Annotated in this window: 1 protein-coding gene; it reads right to left on the bottom strand. The window is 52.7% G+C overall.

Going from position 1 to position 264, the window contains the following annotated elements; translation table 11 throughout:
- Positions 1-264, bottom strand: a 264-nt coding sequence (locus tag A3773_RS17220) for a polyprenyl synthetase family protein (RefSeq protein WP_197462872.1), incomplete at both ends; no start/stop codon positions are given.

The raw sequence follows: 264 nt of genomic DNA, 5'->3' as shown, positions 1-264 counted from the left end.
CGGTCTCTATGGCGGATCGTACGCGTTGTTTGGTCTCCTCAGTTCCATGCTTCATGGTACAGATCAGCGGTAAGGTCGGTTTTCCTTCTGCTAGATCGTCGCCCACACTCTTGCCCATTTCTTCTGCTGTGGAAGTGTAGTCCATAACGTCATCGATGAGCTGGAATGCAGTTCCAACATACATACCATACGGGCGTAGCGCTTCTTGGTAGACGTCGCTGGCTTCGGCCACCACAGCGCCACATAAGGCAGCACCTTCAAACA

Origin of the sequence: Neptuniibacter pectenicola (genome assembly GCF_001597735.1) — a bacterium.
GTDB classification, from domain to species: Bacteria; Pseudomonadota; Gammaproteobacteria; order Pseudomonadales; family Balneatricaceae; genus Neptuniibacter; species Neptuniibacter pectenicola.
The sequence above is the reverse complement of the archived record's forward strand: the minus strand, read 5'-3'. Positions and strand labels throughout refer to the sequence as shown.